Source organism: Aurantiacibacter rhizosphaerae (assembly GCF_009807005.1).
GTDB classification, from domain to species: domain Bacteria; phylum Pseudomonadota; class Alphaproteobacteria; order Sphingomonadales; family Sphingomonadaceae; genus Alteraurantiacibacter; species Alteraurantiacibacter rhizosphaerae.
This window is the reverse complement of record NZ_WUBR01000002.1, coordinates 866,053-883,163: the sequence shown is the minus strand read 5'-3', so window position 1 is coordinate 883,163 and position 17,111 is coordinate 866,053. Positions and strand designations below refer to the sequence as shown.

The window sequence follows — 17,111 nt, the reverse complement described above, 5'->3', positions numbered from 1 at the left end:
CTGCTAGCTTGTCCGCAAAGGCCAGTAAAAGCTGACCCGATCATTCTGGGAGAGGAACCATGGGAAACAAGTGCCGCCTGATCGCCTGCGAGGAAGCATGGACGATCCCCGAAGTTGCCGAAGAACTGCGCCAGGTTGCACGCGGGCCGTCGCAAAGCGCTGACAAGCTGCTGGTAGGCGGGATCTACGATGCCGATCACGATGCCAGCGGCTATGGCAAGATGAACTTCCTGGAAGGGTTGAAGGACGTTGAAGGCCAGCGGCTTTCGCAGATGGACGAGTTTGGCGTGGACATGCACCTGCTCACCCTGACGGCGCCCGGCGTGCAGATGTTCGATGCTGACACGGCAACAGAACTTGCCGCGCTAAGTAACGACAGGCTGGCGGAAATCTGCCGCAAGCGCCCTGATCGCTTTGCCGGTCTGGCAAGCTTTGCACCGCACAGCCCGAAGCGCGCGGCGAAGGAAATCGACCGGGTGATGACCGATCTGAAGCTGAACGGCCTGATCGTGAACGGTCACACCAATGGCGACTATTTCGACGATCCCAAATTCTGGCCCATCTTCGAGGCGGCAGAGGCGCATGATGCCACCATCTACATCCACCCGCGCGGGCCATCCGATACGCTGAAGGGCCCGCTGATGGACTATGCGATGGATTCGGCCATGTGGGCATACGGCGTGGAAGTGGGCACCAACATGCTGCGCATGATGGCAGGCGGCGTGTTCGATCATTTCCCCAAGCTGCGCATCTGCGTGGGCCACATGGGCGAGATGGTGCCGTTCTTCATCTGGCGCATAAATTTCATGAACAGCCGCGCGCAAAAGGTTGGCCGTGCACCGAAAACACAGCGCAGCATGGAGGAATACTTCCGCGACAATTTCGTCTTCACCACCAGCGGCGTGGAAGACCCGCTGGCGCTGCGATATGCGATAGACCGGATGGGCATCGACAATGTGATCTGGGCCATTGATTACCCCTACCAGCCGATGAAACCGGCGGTGGACTTCATCGAGAACTTCGAATGCACCGATGCAGAACGCCACGCCCTGTGCCACGGCAATGCGGAGCGGGTCTTCCACATCGCGCCCGAGTAATTACGGTGTCCAACACCCGCCCGTTTACCTGAAGGCTCGCGCCGCGTAGAGCGCGGCCATGAGCAATTCTCCACTGCACGGCATCAAGGTCGTCGAACTCGCACGCATTCTGGCAGGACCCTGGGCCGGGCAGGTCCTGGCCGATCTGGGCGCGGAGGTGCACAAGGTTGAAGGCCCGGACGGGGACGACACGCGCCAATGGGGCCCGCCCTTCATCGACCGCGAGAACGGCACCAAGGATGCGGCCTATTTCCACGCCGCAAACCGCGGGAAGGATACGATGGTCGCCGATTTCAACAGCGCGGCCGACCTCAAGAAAGTCCATGCCCTGATCGCCGATGCCGATGTGCTGATCGAGAATTTCAAAACCGGCGGCCTCGCCAAGTTCGGGCTGGATTACGATAGTCTGAAAGAGGTCAATCCGCGCCTCGTCTATTGCTCCATCACCGGTTTCGGGCAGGATGGCCCTTACGCGGGCCGCGCGGGTTACGACATCATCATCCAGGCGATGAGCGGCATCATGGACCTGACCGGCACGCCCGATGGCCCGCCCAACAAGATCGGCGTGGCCTATGCCGATATCATGACCGGGCTTTACGCCGTGATCGGCATCCAGGCGGCGCTGCGCCAGCGCGAAAGCACCGGGCGCGGGCAGATGGTGGACATGGCATTGTTCGATGTGATGGTGGGCACGCTGGGCAATCAGGCGATGAACTACCTCGCCTCCGGCCGCAGCCCAAAGCGCATGGGCAATGCCCATCCCAACATCGCCCCTTACGAAGCCTTTCAGGCGAGGGACGGTTGGCTGATCGTGGCGGTGGGCAATGATCGCCAGTTCGAACGGTTCTGCGAGGCGATAGACCTGCCCTTGCGCGAGGAATGGACGACCAACGCCCGCCGCGTGAAGAACCGCGTATCGCTGTCCGCCTCCATCATGAAGCGTATTGCCGAGATGAAGCGGGAGGACGTATTGCTGAAGATGGAGAACAGGGGCATTCCTGCCGGTCCGATCAACACGGTGAAGCAGGCGTTGACCGATCCGCAGATTGCGGCGCGCGGAATGGTGGTGGATCTGGACGAGGACGGGCTGAAGGGCCTGCGCACGCCGATCCGCTTCTCCGAAGCCGAGCTGTCAATCGGCCGGCCATCTCCGGCATTGCCTGGCAAAGAGGAATGATGGCAAGGTTCTGACCATGCAGCAGGCAATTGGCGATCTTACCGAGAAGGAGAAGGAGACCTTGCGCCTCCTGCTGGCGGGGCACGATACGAAGTCCACTGCCGCCGCGCTTGGCCTTTCGGTTTACACCATCAATGATCGCCTGCGCTCTGCCCGTCAGAAACTGGGGGTTACCAGCAGCCGCGAAGCCGCAAGAATTCTGGGTGAGGCCGAGGGTGGACCACCCCAATTTCCTGCACCCTCATCTTCTGGGATGGCTGACAGCGATGCAGACGCACCATTGTCAGGGCAGTCGAAACCGGCCCGGCTCAGCACCAGAACGCTGGCCTGGCTTGCAGGAGGAATTGCCATGATCGCCCTTGTTACCGCCGTTGCCATGTTCGCCCTTAACCCCGCCGGTGATGCCCGGCCTGTCGCGACAGCGCAGGCTGAAGGTGAAGCACCCGCCACCGGCACGGCCCTGAGTGCCGAGGATGCACGCATCCGCGACACGGCGCTGGATTGGCTCGCATTGGGCGATGCTGGCGAGTGGGACGAAAGCTGGCAGCAGGCAGGGGAGATGTTCCAGAGCCAGGTTACCGCTGCACAGTGGGAAACCGCCGCTACACAGGTGCGCGCGCCGCTGGGCGGCGTCATCTCTCGCGAAATTATGAGCGTGCAGCAGACGGACACCCTGCCGGGCACGCCGCCGGGGGATTACGCGGTGGTGCAATTCGCCACCGCTTTCGCCAGTGCGCCGGGATCACTGGAAACTGTCATTATGCGCAAAGAAGACGGCAGTTTCAAAACGGTGGGTTACTTCATCCGCTAGGCGAGGGGCGGGGCGCGATGCCCCGCCACCTTCATACTATGCCATATGCTTGTACACGGCGCGGTGGTGGCTGAATTCCTTGAAGCCCCAGTATCCGTGATAGCTGCCCATGCCGCTGCCGTTCACGCCGCCGAAGGGCAGGCGGTTTTCAAGGTAGTGGGAGAACACGCCGTTCAGCGTGGTGCCGCCTGAACTGGTGCGTTTCAGCACCTTGTCCATATTCTCCTCCGACGGGGAGAACATGTAGAGCGCCAGAGGCTTTGCCCGCGCCTCGATATAATCGATCACCTGATCCAGCGTCTCGTAAGTCATCACCGGCAGGACGGGCGCGAAGATTTCGTCCTGCAGAATTTTCATCTGCGGGGTCACGTCCGTCAGCATGGTGGGATGGATGGTGAGGTCATCAGCGTCCATCTCCCCGCCCACGGCCACCGTCGCGCCCTGGCCTACGGCATCGTCCACCATGCCTTTCACCCGGACGAAATTGGTCTGGTTCACGATCTGCGCGATGGCGGATTTGTCCAGTTCGCCAGAGCCATAGAGATTGTTCTGCACATTCTGCCTGAACCCCTCCACCAGTTCGGCCTGCCTGCCTTCCGGCACGAAGACATAGTCCGGGCAGATACACGCCTGACCGCCGTTGAACTGCTTCGCCCCTGCCAGCGCGGCGGCAATAGGTGCGATATCGGCGCCTTCGTCGATGATGACGGGGGACTTGCCGCCCAGCTCCAGCGTCACGGTGGCAAGGTGCTTTGCCGCTGCGGCCATCACGATCTTGCCCACGCGCGTGCTGCCGGTGAAGAAGATGTGGTTGAAGGGCAGTTCCAGCAAAGCCTCCGCCACGGAGACATCGCCTTCGAACACGGCGCATTCGTTCTCGTCGAAGGCTTCCTCGACGATCAGCTTGGCCACCTTGGCCACATTGGGGCACAGATCCGTCAGCTTCACCACGCAGGTGTTGCCCGCCGCAATCGCCGCAGCCACGGGGCCTAGCGTGAGGCCGAGGGGGAAGTTCCACGGGCCAAGGATCAGGCACACGCCGCGCGCTTCGGGCATGATCATCGCCTTGTCGTCCGGATTGTTGGTGGGCGTCACCTCTTCGGGCTTCATCCACTCTTCCAGATTATCGATGTTGAGCTGGATATTGCCCACCACATTCATCACCTCTGTCACGCGGATTTCGCCCTCAGGCTTGCGCGTATCCTTCAGCACGGCGGCGACGATTTCGTCGGTGTGGCTTTCCACCGCATCTTTCAGCTTTTGCAGCTTCGCCTTGCGCGCGGCGGCATCGCTGGCCTTCACGTTCCACTGGTTGGCCTGCTGCGCTTCGAACACGCGGGCAATATCGGCGGAAAGGTCGGCGGCGGTGGGCTGATCGGTCATTGATGGTCCTCGGCAGTGACGATGGGCGGCAGTGTGCACGCTAGATCGTGCCTCTACCGGACATTGTCAATCAACTGCCGAGGATAGGCTTCGGCCCAGACCTAGCTCTTGGATTCGTACACCACGTGTCCCACGGCGGTGTTGCTGGCGGGCACGCGGTAGAAGCGGTGCTTTTCCTCCACGCCATAGCCAAGGGCGGCGCGCATGATCAGCCACATGATCATCTCGATCCCTTCGGTGCCCGCCTCGCGCAGATATTCCAGCCGGGTGATGTATTTCAGCTCTTCGGGCTCATGCGCCAGCAGGTCGAGGAAGCGATTGTCGAATTCCTCGTTGATCAGGCCAGCGCGGGTGCCCTGCAGCTGATGGCTCATGCCGCCGGTGCCCCACACCTGCACGTTCAGGTCTTCGGGGAAGGTCTTCACCGCATTGCGGATCGCCTCACCCAGTTTCCAGCAGCGTTCGCCCGAAGGGGTGGGGAACTGGGTGACATTCACGGCGAGCGGGATCACCTTGCAGGGCCATTCCTCCACATCGCCGAACACCAGCGACAGCGGCACGGTGCAGCCGTGGTCCACGTCCATCTCGTTGATCAGGGTGATGTCGAACTCGTCGATCACCAATTGCTCTGCCACATGCGCGGCAAGGTCCAGGTGGTTCTCCACCACGGGCACGGGGCGGCGGCCCCAGCCTTCGTCGGCGCTTTCGAATTTCTCGGCAAAGCCCAGTGCGAAGGTGGGCACGATGTCCAGCATCAGCGAAGATGCGTGATCATTGTAGATCAGGATCACCACGTCTGGCGTGTTGTCCTTGATCCATTCCTTGACGTATTCATAGCCTTCGAAGATCGGCTTCCAATAGGGTTCTTCGGTTTTACCCAGGTCGAATGCCGCGCCGATGGCGGGCACGTGGCTGGTGGCGATACCGCCGGAAATACGGGCCATCAGTTCTTGTCCCTTATGGAGCGCAGGCCTTCGGGCGAACGGCCGCCTGCCAGCATCATCTGCGCATATTCTTCGGCGCTCATCCCGCTCATGGAAGACACCGCCTTTTGCGCGCTCCACCCATCGGTGCTGGCGATTTTCACCAGGAAATACATGTTGCCGCCCAGATCGATCAGCTTTGTAAGGTTCCGCTCAAGCACGGCTTCCTTCTGCTCCTCTGTCATGGCGTACTGGTCCAGATAGCCGCGCTCGTCCTCTTTAAAGGCCTTGCGGTTCTCTTCCTTCATCAGGCTCATACAGAACTTGTGCAGGTGATAGGCCTGCCGGCTTTCGCGGGCGCGAAAGACCTTGGTGCCGGGAATATCGTCCAGCTCGTCTAGCGAATACAGTCGGGTACGGGGCATGTCGTGAGCCTATCAGGTGAGGGGCAGGGGAGGAAGCGAATGCGGGTGCAGGTTCGTCATTCTAGGATGCGCCGTCGTCATGCCACAGGGCGTTCAGGGCAGGCAGCAGGTGGGCGCGGTGCTGGGCGGGCACGCGGGCCAGCAGTTCGTTTTCAAAACCCTCGATACACTCCTGCGCAGCATTGCGCGCCTTGCGACCCTTCGCCGTCAGGGCAAGGCCTTGCGATTTTCCGTCTATCGCGCGCCGCTGGATCAGGCCGCCCTCTTCCATGCGTTTCAGCAGCGGCACCATGTTGGCGCGCTGGATATCCAGCCGCCGGCCCAGCGCGCTGGCGGTGATATCGGGGCTGTTCTCCAGGATCAGCAGAACCGATGCATCGGCCTGCCGCAAGCCGAGATCGGCAAGGCGGACGCTCAGCTGCGCACCCGTCGCATTGGCGGCGCGGCGCAGGGAATAGCCGGGGTATCGGGCGAGTGGATCATCCATCTGTATCTGGCCTTAGCGATTGTTGTTGCATATAACAATATCGGAAACTACATCGGCAACAGCATAAACCACCACCGGGCGAGTCGAATCGCATCTACCGGTGCCAGAGGAGAGACATCATGGCAAAAGGCCCATCGCAACCAGATCCCCGTCCGCAGGAAGAAACCGTCAAGTATGAAGTGATTGACGGCGTCGCCTGGGTTTCGCTCAACCGTCCCGACAAAAAGAACTGCCAGAGCCCCAAGCTGAACCGCCAGATGGGCGTAGTGCTGGACGAGCTGGAATTCCGTGACGACGTGCAGGTCCTGGTCCTGACGGGCGAGGGCGATGCATGGTCTGCCGGCATGGATCTGCTGGAATATTTCCGCCACGCCGAACAGGAAGGCCTGCACAAGGTTCGCCAGCACCAGCGAGAAGCCTATTCCTGGTGGGAACGCCTGCGCTGGTATGAAAAGGCCACCGTCGGCATGATCAACGGCTGGTGCTTTGGCGGCGCTTACGGCCCGCTGTTCGCCTGCGACATCGCGATTGCCGGTGAAAGCGCGCAGTTCGGCCTTTCCGAAATCAACTGGGCCATCCTGCCCGGCGGCGGCGCATCCAAGGTGGCGGCTGACCTGATGCCCTATCGCAAGGCCATGTATCACGCGATGATGGGTGAAAACCTCACCGGAAAGCAGGCCGAAGCACAGGGCCTCGTCACCGAATGCGTGCCTGACGACCAGCTGAAGGCCCGCGTTACCGAGGTTGCCGACAAGCTGAAGGCCAAGGACAGCCAGGCCCTGCGCGCCACCAAGTGGGCGATGCGCCGCGTCATGGAAATGACCTATGACAATGCCGAGGATTACCTGATCCGCACGCAGGAAGCGCTGAATGATTTCGGCGGCTGGGAAACCCGCAAGGAAGCCACCAAGCAGTTCCTTGACGAGAAGACCTTCAAGCCCGGCCTTGGCGCGTTCGACAAGACCAAGATCAGCAAGGACTAAGCTGCATCAAAATCAGGCTGGCGGCGCGGGCGCTTGTTCGCGCCGCCGCACCTGTCTAGAAAATCCGACATCACGCTGCCCCGGTATGTCCGGGGTTTGGCATGCCTTCAGGGGATGACACCGATGACCACCCGCCGCTTCACCAACAAACAGATCGATCGCCTGCTGCGCCCCAAATCGGTGGCCGTCATCGGCGCGTCAGACCGTCATGGCGCTCTGGGCTGCACGCTGCTGAACAACCTCGTGCAGTATGAATTCGATGGCGATGTTTACCCGGTGAATCCCAAGCGGGACGAGTTGCAAGGCCTGAAGGTCTACAAGGATGTAAAGGAACTGCCCGCAGGCGTGGACTGCGCCGTTCTGGCGATCCCGCGCCCCTTCGTGGTGCAGACCGTGCGAGACCTGGCCGAAAACGGCTGCGGCGCCGTGGTGATCTATGCCGCCGGCTTCTCCGAAGCGGGAGAGGAAGGCGCGAAGGACCAGGCCGAATTGGCGCGCATCGCCGAAGAGCATGGCATTATCATCGAAGGCCCCAATTGCCTCGGCTGCACGAACTATGTGGAGCGTATTCCGCTTACCTTCGTGGAAACCAACATGAAGACCCCGCCCGAAGGCGCGCGGGCAGTGGGTATCGCGAGCCAGTCCGGCGCATTGGCAGCAGTGCTGGCCACCACGCTGCACCCGCGCGGCTGTTATGTCTCCACCTCCGTCTCCACCGGTAATGAGGCGGCATCGGGCGTGGAGGATTACGTGGAATGGCTGGTGGATGATCCCGCCACGCACGTGATCGCCATGTATGTGGAGAATTTCCGCCGTCCGCAGGCTTTCATCGCCGCAGCGCGCCGCGCGCGGGAAGCTGGCAAGCCCATCGTGATGCTGCACCCCGGCAAGAGCGACAAGGCACAGGAATCCGCCGCCACCCACACGGGCGCAATGGCAGGCAACTATGCGCTGATGAAGGCCAAGCTGATCCGCGAAGGCATCATCTTTGCAGATACGCTGGAAGAGCTGGGCGACATCGCCACCATCGCCGTCACCTGCGAAACATTGCCGGGTGCCAATATGGCGGTGCTGGGCGAAAGCGGCGCATTGCGCGGCCTTGCCTTTGACCTGGCGCAGGACGTTGGCCTCGACCTGATCGAGCTGAACGACGAGAACAGCCCGAAACTGCGCGAAGTGCTGCCCGATTTCGTGCCTGTCTCCAACCCCACGGACATCACCGCGATCGGCCTGTCGGAGCCGGAGATCTACACCAATCTCCTCACCGCGTTGCTTGAGGATGAGCGGATCGGCAGCGTGGTGGCCTCCATCATCCAGTCCGACCCCATCACGAGCGAGATCAAGTTTCCCGCCATCCAGAAGGTGCTGGACGGCCGCGATCTGGGCAAGCCGCTGGTGTTCGCCGGTGTCGATGAAGGCGCGAATGTGCCGGAGAAATATATAGAGGGGCTCGCCCGCGTCGGCATTCCCTATTTCCCCTCTACCGAGCGTGCATATCGCGCCATCGCGCGGCTGGCAGACCTTGCCAAGCGCGACCTGTCGGACTGCTCGGTAAAGGCGATAAAGATTGAAGGGATCGATGGCGAAAGCGGCGTGATCCCCGAATATCGCGCGAAGGACCTGCTGCGCCCGCTGGGCGTGCCGTTCCCCGAAAGCACCTTTGCCGCCACGGCAGACGATGCTGCCGCTGCTGCCGATGCGCTGGGCTATCCCGTCGTCATGAAGGCGCAGGCCGCCGCGCTTGGCCACAAGAGCGATGCGGGCGGGGTGATCCTGAACCTGAAATCCGCCGATGACGTGCGCGAGGCGTTCGATCGCATGTATGGCAACGTGTCCGCCTATGACGCCAGCATCAGCCTGGACGGCGTACTGGTGGAAAAGATGGGCACGATGGGCACAGAGATGATCGTGGGCGCCAAGCACGATCCGCAATGGGGGCCCGTAGTGCTGGCAGGGTTCGGCGGCGTGACCGCGGAAATCCTGAAGGATGTAAAGCTGTTTACCCCCGATCTGGGTGAGGAGCAGGTGAGGGAAGGGCTGCTGCAATTGAAGCAGGCGCCCCTTCTCACCGGCTGGCGCGGAAGCCCGGCTTTGGATGTGGACGCGCTGGCGGAAATGATCGTGACGATGGGCCGGATCATGGTGGGCAACCCCTCCATCCGCGAAGTCGATCTGAACCCGGTGATCGTCTATCCGCTGGGGCAGGGCGTAATCGCGCTGGATGCGCTCATGCTGGTGGATTGAGCGATCAGTAACCCGATTGGTTGCGCAGATTGCGCGTGTAATCGATCCTGATCCTGACCCAGCTGCCCACCTGATACGCCCCGCCAAGGCGCGGCGGGCGCACCTGGAACTGCCACGCGGCGGCCTGCACGGCGCGGGCTATGCCGGAGTTTCGCGGATATTCGTCGAGTACCGCGCATTCCTCCACCCGCCATCCCGGCGCTGTCTTGCACGCGATCAGGCCCCATCCGGGGCTGTTGGCTGCGGATAGATAGCCGGACAATTGATCCGGACTGGGTTCGCGATACCAGCGGGCTGCGTAGAGCGGCGATCCGTCGGGCGCGGTGCCCACCCGCTCGCTATCCGCGCCGCGGCTGGAACCGGTGTCCGCCGGGCCGACATTGCGATCGGAGCGTACGACTGCACCGATGGTGCCAGTGGTTTTCGCTGTGGGCTTCGGGCTGGGCTGGGGTGCTGGCTGAGGTGCGGGCTGGGGCGCAGCTTGCGGTAATGGCACTGGGTGCTGCGACAGCGTGATCGCGCGCGGCAATGGCGCCGGGGAGGATGTTTCCAGCGGGCTGGGCTGCGGTTCGAACGCCTCCTCTGGCTGAGCCGCCTCATTCTCAGCAGACTGTTCCGGCTCTGGTTCCACGGCGGCTGGCGATTGCGAAACGTCGAATGTGCTGATGCTGGGCGCGGCAGGGGAAGGCTCTTCCCCGCCGAAACTCAGGGAAAACAGCAGGAGGATGATGAGCAGTTCGATCCCCAATGCCAGCGCAAGGCCAAGGGTCCGTTTCGGCACATCGTCGGGAAACGCGCCGGCAATAGCCGCCATCATTCGGGCCAAGGCACCTGGATGACCGGGGATTCTATCCTCTGGGTTGGGATCGTCCTGAAAAGTGGTGCGGGCGTTGATGGCAGGGGTTTTCCGAATTCAGCGAAGGCGGGGCGTTAGGCCCTTGGCAATGAACCCGCACTGTCATCCACACCGCCACAATTCAACAGCGATCACGCACAAACAAAAAGGGCCAGGATTGCTCCCGGCCCTTCTCGTAATCATCGAAGCGTAGTCGCTTACATGCCCGAACCCGGACCGTAGGTGATTTCCACACGGCGGTTCTGCAGTTCACGAACACCGTCGGCGGTCGGCACGCGAGGCATGCTTTCACCAAAGGCTTCGGTCGTGATGCGGGTCGACGGAATGCCGCGACCGGTCAGGTAGTTCTCAACCGAGTCGTTACGACGTTCGGCCAGGCCGATGTTGTACTGGACGCTGCCCGAACGGTCGGTGTGACCGGCCAGCATGATCGCTGCTGTGCCGCAATCGCCATAGGCGGTGATTGCAGAGTTGAGCACGGTGGCTGCTTCCGGCGTGATGTCCGACTGATCCCAATCGAAGAACACGATGTACGGGCCCTGCTCACACACTGCAGCCGGAGGCGGCGGCGGGGGAGGAGGCGGCGGGGGAGGCGGCGGGGGCGGCGGCGGCGGTGGGGGAGGCGGAGGAAGAACTTCCTCGGCACCACCCAGCATGAAGCGCAGACCCAGCACAGCAGAGTGCTGGTTCAGGTCGGTGTTCAGGCCGTTGATGGGCAGCGGGCCGGTGAAGATGAAGTCAGGCTCATCAAACAGGCCGCGATACTTGTATTCAGCGAACAGCTGAATGTTGTCGGACAGATCGCCAGAGATACCGGCGATGCCCTGGTAGGCCCACACGGGATCGGCATCGTTCACCAGACGAAGACCGTCGGGCTTGTAGTCCAGATCGACAACCATGACGCCGCCACCGACACCAAGGTAAGGCTGGATGCCGCCGAGGTCGAAGTCATAAAGTGCGTTCAGGAATACGCCGTAGGTTTCCACGTCGCCGTCGCCATCTGCCAGGAACTCACCAACGGTGGAGTTCGTGGGGTTGGTGGTGCGGCGGAAAGCCTGGCCGTAATCGAGGCCGTCGATGTTCGTGCCACCGACTACCAGATCCTTGTGGAAGTCGATCTGCGTCGACTGGTAGTTGCCGTCCAGTTCAAGACGGAAGCCGTTGTCGAACTTGTAGCCGATCTGGCCACCGGCAGTCCAACCCAGCTCGGTGTTGGTTTCAAAAGAATAGTCCGTGCCCGACGGGATCGCAGGAAGCGCGCCGTTGGCAGGAACGCGTCCGGCGAAATCGCCTTCGTTCTCAAGGTTTTCATTGGAGACAACGCCGCCGCTGACGCCAATGTAGGCTTGCGCGTGGGCGGCTGCCGGGAAGGCAAGCGCTACCAGCGAAGCACTGATCAATAGCTTTTTCATATTCGTCCTCATTACGACCTACGGAAGGACTCCCTCCCGCATCCCTTGCTCAATGGCATTATTGCGCCATTGTTCCAGTCTGAATTGCAAAACTTTCAGAACCAAGCCGAGTGTTGCGCCAAAACCACAACATTCACTACCCAATGTGCATGTTTAAAGGCAGGACGTGCTAAAATGCCGACAAACCGGTGATCGCCCGACCAAGGATCAGGGCATGAACATCATGCGTGCCTTCATAAGTGTTCACCGTTTCCAGGTTCACCATGTGGCGCATCACCTGATATTCCTCGGAAATACCGTTCCCACCATGCATGTCTCTTGCGGCCCGCGCGATGTTAAGCGCCTTGCCCACATTGTTCCGCTTCATCAGGGAAATCATCTCAGGCGCAAAGCGGCCTTCGTCCATCAACCGCCCCACGCGCAGGCTGCCCTGCAGGCCCAGCGTGATTTCCGTCACCATGTCCGCGAGTTTCAGCTGATAAAGCTGCTTGGAGGCGAGCGGCACGCCGAACTGGTGCCGATCAAGGCCATATTGGCGCGCAGCGTGATAGCAGAATTCAGCCGCGCCCATGCTGCCCCATGAAATGCCGTAGCGCGCGCGGTTCAGACAGCCGAACGGCCCTTTGATACCTTCAACATTGGGCAGCAGCGCATTTGCGGGCAGTTTCACCTCGTCCATCTGGATCATGCCCGTGGTGCTGGCGCGCAGGGACAGCTTGCCGCCGATCTTGGGCGCTTCCAGTCCGGCCATGCCCTTTTCCAGCACGAAGCCGCGCACCTTGTCTCCATGCACCTCCGACTTGGCCCAGACCACGAAGACATCGGCGAATGGCGAGTTGGAAATCCAGGTTTTCGCGCCGGAGAGGGAATAGCCATCGCCATCCTTCTTTGCATAGGTGCGCATGCCGGCAGGATCAGAACCCGCATCGGGCTCCGTCAGGCCAAAGCAACCGATCAATTCGCCAGAGGCGAGGCCGGGCAGGTATTTGGCACGCTGTTCATCCGTGCCATAGGCGTGGATGGGATACATCACGAGGCTGGATTGCACGCTGGCCATGGAGCGATATCCGCTGTCCACCCGCTCGATCTCTCGCGCGACGAGGCCATAGGCGACGTAACTCGCGCCGGAACCGCCGAATTCTTCAGGGATGGTGACACCCAGCATGCCCGCCTGTCCCATCAGGGGGAACAGCTCGCTGGCGTCATTCTCTTTCGCGTAATCCTCGATCACGCGCGGTTGCAGGGTTCCTTGGGCGAAGGCATGCGCGGCATCGCGGATCATGCGTTCGTCTTCGGAAAGCTGGTCGTCAAGATTGAACGGGTCGGCCCAGTCGAAGGGCACCATGCTGGCCATTGTATATAGTCTCCTGTGAAATCGCCCTAGTTGCTCAACAAGCGTTGTTCAACTCTGGCGAGCCGAGGAAACCGGCAATCAATCTGGCTGTGCCAATGTGCCTGTCTTAGTGTGCCTGTGCTTTGGCCTTCTGGATCATCGCCATCAGCTGGTCTGGCGGGCAGGGCTTTTCCGCGGCCTGCGCAGAGGGATAGCGCGATGCGATCTCACCCTTGGTGAAATGGCCCGAATGGAAGATGATCGGCACGCCAGCCTCCGTCAGCGCATCGGCCAGCGGGAAAACCTCGCCATCGGCCGTCATCACATCGAGAATGGCAAAATCGGGCATTTCCTGATCGATGGCAATCATCGCATGGCCGCGCGTGGCATAAGGGCCCTCAACGCGATAACCCATGTCCCGCACGGTTTCCGACAGGTCGAGCGCGATGATGACCTCGTCCTCAACCACCAGGACGGTGGGCTGATCCATTGCAGCTTGACTTGCCATAAAACGTCCTCGGCCATTGTTTACTATACTACGCAGTAGTTCGCATTACGCATGTAGCAGCCGCTAGGTTCCCGGTCAGGCGATGCGACCGAACCGGGCTTCGTACGCGGCCGTGTCTCCATCTTTCAGCAAAGCCGCCTGTTCAACCCAGTTATCGCGCCGGATACGGCCCTGAAAACGGCCAAGCTGCGCGTCGATGGAATCGATGTCCTGTTCCGTCCATGCGGCGATCTGCGCAAAGGAGGTAACGCCGTGCTCGTGCAGGATGGTCACCAGCTTGGGGCCGACACCCTTGATGCGGCGCAGGTCATCGGCATCGGAGGTTGATGCAGGCTGCGACGAGGTGGCAGCGGGCGTTGCTTCCGGCTGCGCCTCATCCTTCGCTGGCGGAGGCGGCGGCGTATCCTTGATGGCGGCGCGCGCCGGTACGCCATCGCCAGCCTCGGCATCGGTACCCAGTGCAGCAGCGGCCGTGTTGTCGGCATTGGCGGCGGCAGAGGTCGGCCCGGGAGAGGCGGCGGTGCGGGCGGCTTCTGCATCCTGCGCGTCCGCGTAATCGGGCGGGGCAATGCCATCGCCAGTGGTGGCTGCAGGCGGAGAATCGATCAGCGCCTGGTTGCGCTTTGCCGTGGTGGGGGCGGTGTCGTCCCGCTCTTCTACCTGCACCTTGGTGCGGCGCGATGCGACGAAGATCCACCATGCAACCAGCAATCCGATCACCAGCGCCAGGACCACCAGGATCCAGTTAGCCTGCAACAACTCAACCATGTTAAACTCTCCGAAAACTCATGTATCGCGGCCCCACACGGCCCAGCCGAGCCCAAGCCCCACGGCATAGGCGAACAGCATCATAACCAGCACTTCCATCCAGATCGGCATGTCGGCCTCTTTGCTATATCTCGGGCGATTCGGGCAACTTGCCCCGTTCTGATCGTCTTCGCCGATGGTGACAGGATCAGCGCGGTGCGGGCGTATCGACCGGGGTCGGGACCAGCGGCTGCGTTGAAATGACCGAGAATTCAATACGACGATTGGCAGGGTCGGTCGGTTCCAGCCCGTCTACCGGATGGGAAGAGCCTTCACCGGCCACCTGCAGGACATTGCCGGGAATGCCGCGCTGCATCAGCGCCTGGCGCACGGCCTCCGCACGTTCGGTGGACAGCGCGATGTTGATGTCCTCAGGACCGGATCGATCGGTATGTCCGGCAATCTGGATCACCGCGCCAAGGCACGGGCGCAGGGAAGACGCGACCTCATCAATCAGGGAACGGCTGGCAACATCGATGCGGGCAGAGCTTTCCTCGAACCGGATCGTGCGCGCGCGCAGCAGGGCCTGCACGTCCTCCTGACAATGCAGCGGGCTGAAATGCTGTTCCACCATCATGTCGCCGTCTGACCAGCGGATGCCGCCGACGCCCGGCAGAGCGGCCACGGCGCGGGCGATGCGCGAACGGGTGGTTTCGTCCAGCTGTTCAGCGCCGGTCAGCACCGGATGGCGGCTGGGCCAGCCATTGGGGGATTGGAAATGCGCCACCACTTCATCGCCGCCGCCAGCCCCCTGTATGGCTGCGGGGGCGGAGGCGGAGAGGGCGCGGGCGATGCCGGGGCCACTGGCCCCGCCGACCGTATAGGCCAGCGCGATGCAGGCCAGCACCCCGGCAATCAGCGCGAATTGTGGTTTGCGGAGGTAATTCATTCCCCCGCCTTAGCGTGTCAGCTCAACGCGCGTCGAGTGTTTGTGCAAGACTGGCAAGCTGCAGGAACTCCTCCCGCCAGTACCCGTCCTGCCGTCCGGCCAGCGACACGGCATCGTCATACCCGAAGCCGCGCAGCAGAGTGTCTCCGCGCAGGCCTTGGCCGTAGGCCGCGACTGCTGCAACGAAGGCCATGTCCCCGCGGGCCGGGCGGGCGCTGGCCAGCATGGTGGTGGAAACAGGGCGCTGGATCAGGCGAGAGCGATCTTGCCCCGGCAATTTGTAGCGGAGCTGAACGAACGCCACTTCATCGCCGGAACCGCCTTCACGCATGACGGAGCCGCCATCCGAACGGTTGCCATCATAGCGGCGCGCACGCACCCAGCCTTCCTTCCCGGCAGGAACGATTTCGTACAATGCCGTGACCTGGTGCCCGGCACCGATATCGCCAGCATCGACGGCATCATTGTCGAAATCCTCTTCCCGCAGGGCGCGGTTCTCATAACCGATCAGGCGATATTGGGAGACATGTTCAGGATTGAATTCCACCTGTATCTTCACATCATGAGCGATGGTGAAAAGAGTGGAGGTCATCTCGTCCGACAGCACCTTTCGCGCTTCCATCGCGCTGTCGATATAGGCGTAATTGCCATTACCGTGGTCGGCGATCTGCTCCATCATCGCTTCGTTATAATTGCCCGATCCAAAGCCGAGCGTGGTCAGCGTGATGCCGCTGTCGCGCTGTTTTTCGATCATTTCGACCAGCGCATCCTGATCGGAAACGCCCACGTTGAAATCGCCGTCGGTCGCCAGGATCACGCGGTTCACGCCGCCATCGATGAAGCTTTCACGCGCCTTGTCATAGGCAAGGCGCAGGCCCGCAGCGCCAGCGGTGGAGCCGCCCGCCTCCAGCCGATCCAGCGCGCGGCGGATGGCGCGTGTATTATTCGTAGGTTCCAGCACCACGCCTGTTGCCCCGGCGTAAACGACGATGGAAACACGGTCCTGCCGCTGCAATTCTCCCGCAAGCTGGCGCATGGCGGTTTTTACCAGAGGCAGCTTGTCGGCATCGTTCATGCTGCCCGACACATCCAGCAGGAAGACCAGATTGGCCGCGGGGCGATTTTTGCGCGGCAGATCATATCCGCGAAGGCCAACGCGCAGGATGCGCGTGTCCGGGTTCCACGGGGTTACCGCCATATCGGTGGTGACGGAGAAGGGCTGCGCACGGGTTTTGGGTGCGGGATAATCATAGCGGAAATAATTGATCAGCTCTTCCGTGCGAACGGCGGCCTGCGGCGGCAGTCGGCCTTGCGACAGGAAGCGGCGGACATTGGCATAGGCGCCGGTGTCTACATCCACGGAGAAGGTGGAGACGGGTGCCTCGGCCACCAGTTGAACCGCCGATACTTCCTCCCCGTCATATCGCTCGTTGTTCTGATACTGCGGCATGACGACAGGGGGAGGGGCGATGGCATAGGAAGCGTCAGCGGCCATTTCCTCCCGCATCATCGGCGCATTCATCGGGTACTCTTCCATATCGAGCGTGGTCACGGCTTCGGTAGCGGTACGCTCCTCAACCTGTGCGCAGGCGACCAGCGTCAGCAGCATGGCGGTGGCGGTGCAGGCTCCGGTAAGGCCTTTGATCCTGTTCATGGCGGTCATCAATTCTCTCCCCTTGTTAGCCGGACAAGCGCGTCCGACTTCACAAATGTGATGTTACAACATTAACAGTGGCTGAATTGTGGCGAGATTAAGGCAGATGTGCCTTATCATGT

16 protein-coding genes are annotated in these 17,111 nt (G+C 61.6%); 5 read left to right on the top strand and 11 right to left on the bottom strand.

What is annotated here, in order from left to right; translation table 11 throughout:
- Positions 1-59: 59 nt before the first annotated feature.
- From GRF63_RS11830 to GRF63_RS11820, 3 genes are read left to right on the top strand one after another with little or no spacing between them, the layout of a single operon-like run.
- A complete protein-coding gene (locus GRF63_RS11830) occupies positions 60-1,097 on the top strand; it encodes an amidohydrolase family protein (protein WP_160486182.1) in 1,038 nt (345 codons plus the stop codon).
- Positions 1,098-1,155: 58 nt separating this feature from the next.
- Positions 1,156-2,274, top strand: a complete 1,119-nt coding sequence (locus tag GRF63_RS11825; protein ID WP_160486181.1) for a CaiB/BaiF CoA transferase family protein — start codon at positions 1,156-1,158, stop codon at positions 2,272-2,274.
- Between the two features lie 16 nt (positions 2,275-2,290).
- Positions 2,291-3,085 carry a helix-turn-helix domain-containing protein gene (locus GRF63_RS11820; protein ID WP_160486180.1) on the top strand — a complete coding sequence of 265 codons (795 nt, stop codon included), beginning with the start codon at positions 2,291-2,293 and terminating at the stop codon, positions 3,083-3,085.
- 36 nt (positions 3,086-3,121) lie between these two features.
- Here the strand turns inward: GRF63_RS11820 and GRF63_RS11815 are convergent, their stop codons facing one another.
- The 4 genes from GRF63_RS11815 to GRF63_RS11800 form a co-directional block, all read right to left on the bottom strand.
- On the bottom strand, positions 3,122-4,468 hold the full coding sequence (locus GRF63_RS11815) for an aldehyde dehydrogenase family protein (RefSeq protein WP_160486179.1): 1,347 nt from the start codon (positions 4,466-4,468) through the stop codon (positions 3,122-3,124).
- 101 nt (positions 4,469-4,569) lie between these two features.
- A complete protein-coding gene (locus GRF63_RS11810; protein ID WP_160486178.1) occupies positions 4,570-5,412 on the bottom strand; it encodes a class III extradiol dioxygenase subunit beta in 843 nt (280 codons plus the stop codon).
- Positions 5,412-5,816, bottom strand: a complete 405-nt coding sequence (ligA, locus tag GRF63_RS11805) for a protocatechuate 4,5-dioxygenase subunit alpha (protein WP_160486177.1) — start codon at positions 5,814-5,816, stop codon at positions 5,412-5,414. The genes GRF63_RS11810 and ligA overlap by 1 nt, the downstream gene beginning before the upstream one ends.
- 61 nt (positions 5,817-5,877) lie before the next feature.
- A complete protein-coding gene (locus GRF63_RS11800) occupies positions 5,878-6,303 on the bottom strand; it encodes a MarR family winged helix-turn-helix transcriptional regulator (protein WP_160486176.1) in 426 nt (141 codons plus the stop codon).
- Between the two features lie 119 nt (positions 6,304-6,422).
- Here GRF63_RS11800 and GRF63_RS11795 point away from each other — a divergent pair, with 119 nt between their 5' ends.
- Positions 6,423-7,286, top strand: coding sequence for a p-hydroxycinnamoyl CoA hydratase/lyase (locus GRF63_RS11795; protein WP_160486175.1), 864 nt, complete (start codon positions 6,423-6,425; stop codon positions 7,284-7,286).
- 114 nt (positions 7,287-7,400) lie between these two features.
- Entirely contained in the window at positions 7,401-9,530 is a 2,130-nt protein-coding gene (locus GRF63_RS11790; RefSeq protein ID WP_160486174.1) for an acetate--CoA ligase family protein, read from the top strand.
- Between the two features lie 4 nt (positions 9,531-9,534).
- Here the strand turns inward: GRF63_RS11790 and GRF63_RS11785 are convergent, their stop codons facing one another.
- The 7 genes from GRF63_RS11785 to GRF63_RS11755 form a co-directional block, all read right to left on the bottom strand.
- Complete coding sequence (locus GRF63_RS11785) at positions 9,535-10,347, bottom strand: hypothetical protein (RefSeq protein WP_160486173.1); 813 nt, start codon at positions 10,345-10,347, stop codon at positions 9,535-9,537.
- A 236-nt stretch (positions 10,348-10,583) separates the two neighbouring features.
- Positions 10,584-11,798 (bottom strand): OmpA family protein, encoded by a 1,215-nt coding sequence (locus GRF63_RS11780; RefSeq protein WP_160486172.1) that lies wholly within the window; start codon positions 11,796-11,798, stop codon positions 10,584-10,586.
- 169 nt (positions 11,799-11,967) lie between these two features.
- Complete coding sequence (locus GRF63_RS11775) at positions 11,968-13,152, bottom strand: acyl-CoA dehydrogenase (protein ID WP_202131687.1); 1,185 nt, start codon at positions 13,150-13,152, stop codon at positions 11,968-11,970.
- A 106-nt stretch (positions 13,153-13,258) separates the two neighbouring features.
- Positions 13,259-13,621: a response regulator gene (locus tag GRF63_RS11770; protein ID WP_160486171.1), complete on the bottom strand. Its 363-nt coding sequence runs from the start codon at positions 13,619-13,621 to the stop codon at positions 13,259-13,261.
- 93 nt (positions 13,622-13,714) lie between these two features.
- Complete coding sequence (locus tag GRF63_RS11765) at positions 13,715-14,407, bottom strand: helix-hairpin-helix domain-containing protein (protein ID WP_160486170.1); 693 nt, start codon at positions 14,405-14,407, stop codon at positions 13,715-13,717.
- 187 nt (positions 14,408-14,594) lie between these two features.
- A complete protein-coding gene (locus GRF63_RS11760) occupies positions 14,595-15,335 on the bottom strand; it encodes an OmpA family protein (protein WP_160486169.1) in 741 nt (246 codons plus the stop codon).
- A gap of 22 nt (positions 15,336-15,357) precedes the next feature.
- Positions 15,358-16,998, bottom strand: coding sequence for a vWA domain-containing protein (locus GRF63_RS11755; RefSeq protein ID WP_160486168.1), 1,641 nt, complete (start codon positions 16,996-16,998; stop codon positions 15,358-15,360).
- Positions 16,999-17,111: the final 113 nt, after the last annotated feature.

Coding starts and splice junctions, on each gene's coding strand:
- GRF63_RS11830 (WP_160486182.1), top strand. CDS start 60: ATGGGAAACAAGTGCCGCCTGATCGCCTGCGAGGAAGCATGGACGATC.
- GRF63_RS11825 (WP_160486181.1), top strand. CDS start 1,156: ATGAGCAATTCTCCACTGCACGGCATCAAGGTCGTCGAACTCGCACGC.
- GRF63_RS11820 (WP_160486180.1), top strand. CDS start 2,291: ATGCAGCAGGCAATTGGCGATCTTACCGAGAAGGAGAAGGAGACCTTG.
- GRF63_RS11815 (WP_160486179.1), bottom strand. CDS start 4,468: ATGACCGATCAGCCCACCGCCGCCGACCTTTCCGCCGATATTGCCCGC.
- GRF63_RS11810 (WP_160486178.1), bottom strand. CDS start 5,412: ATGGCCCGTATTTCCGGCGGTATCGCCACCAGCCACGTGCCCGCCATC.
- ligA (WP_160486177.1), bottom strand. CDS start 5,816: ATGCCCCGTACCCGACTGTATTCGCTAGACGAGCTGGACGATATTCCC.
- GRF63_RS11800 (WP_160486176.1), bottom strand. CDS start 6,303: ATGGATGATCCACTCGCCCGATACCCCGGCTATTCCCTGCGCCGCGCC.
- GRF63_RS11795 (WP_160486175.1), top strand. CDS start 6,423: ATGGCAAAAGGCCCATCGCAACCAGATCCCCGTCCGCAGGAAGAAACC.
- GRF63_RS11790 (WP_160486174.1), top strand. CDS start 7,401: ATGACACCGATGACCACCCGCCGCTTCACCAACAAACAGATCGATCGC.
- GRF63_RS11785 (WP_160486173.1), bottom strand. CDS start 10,347: ATGATGGCGGCTATTGCCGGCGCGTTTCCCGACGATGTGCCGAAACGG.
- GRF63_RS11780 (WP_160486172.1), bottom strand. CDS start 11,798: ATGAAAAAGCTATTGATCAGTGCTTCGCTGGTAGCGCTTGCCTTCCCG.
- GRF63_RS11775 (WP_202131687.1), bottom strand. CDS start 13,152: ATGGCCAGCATGGTGCCCTTCGACTGGGCCGACCCGTTCAATCTTGAC.
- GRF63_RS11770 (WP_160486171.1), bottom strand. CDS start 13,621: ATGGATCAGCCCACCGTCCTGGTGGTTGAGGACGAGGTCATCATCGCG.
- GRF63_RS11765 (WP_160486170.1), bottom strand. CDS start 14,407: ATGGTTGAGTTGTTGCAGGCTAACTGGATCCTGGTGGTCCTGGCGCTG.
- GRF63_RS11760 (WP_160486169.1), bottom strand. CDS start 15,335: ATGAATTACCTCCGCAAACCACAATTCGCGCTGATTGCCGGGGTGCTG.
- GRF63_RS11755 (WP_160486168.1), bottom strand. CDS start 16,998: ATGACCGCCATGAACAGGATCAAAGGCCTTACCGGAGCCTGCACCGCC.